At 45.1% G+C, this 548-nt stretch carries 1 pseudogene; it reads left to right on the plus strand.

Annotated elements, in window-relative coordinates:
- Positions 1–383, plus strand: a pseudogene (locus A3738_RS08820) (argininosuccinate lyase); the annotation flags it as partial.
- Positions 384–548 lie beyond the last annotated feature (165 nt).

Raw genomic sequence — 548 nt, forward strand, 5'->3', positions numbered from 1 at the left:
ATACCGTAAAAGGATGTTTGCGTGCCTATGCTGACATGGTTCCAGCCTTGCAGGTTAAAGCGTCAAATATGCGCGATGCAGCGTTAAAAGGTTTTGCGACGGCAACTGATCTTGCAGATTACTTAGTGGTGAAAGGTATGCCTTTCCGCGACGCGCACGAAGTAGTGGGTAAAGCAGTTGCTTATGGTATTGAACAAGGCAAAGATCTCTCAGAGATGAGCTTAGAAGAGCTTCAACAGTTTAGTGACACAATCGTCGATGACGTATTTGATGTTCTCACCTTAGAAGGCTCGGTTAATGCGCGTAATCACATTGGTGGGACGGCGCCGGCACAAGTTCGTGAAGCCGTGAAGCGCGCTGAACAGGGACTTAGTACACGCTAAGAAGACTATGATTGGAACGGTTTTTGTTTGTTTCTGTATTTAAACGAAAACCGTTCTAATTGAGCCTGTTCATCGGCAGTATTTTGCCAAGTTTAAGTTTGCTATGCCGCTAAGTCTTCAGCGAAAAATTTCTGTCGATTACACCGACGGTGTTGATCGAAAATT

Source organism: Oleiphilus sp. HI0066, from assembly GCF_001635725.1.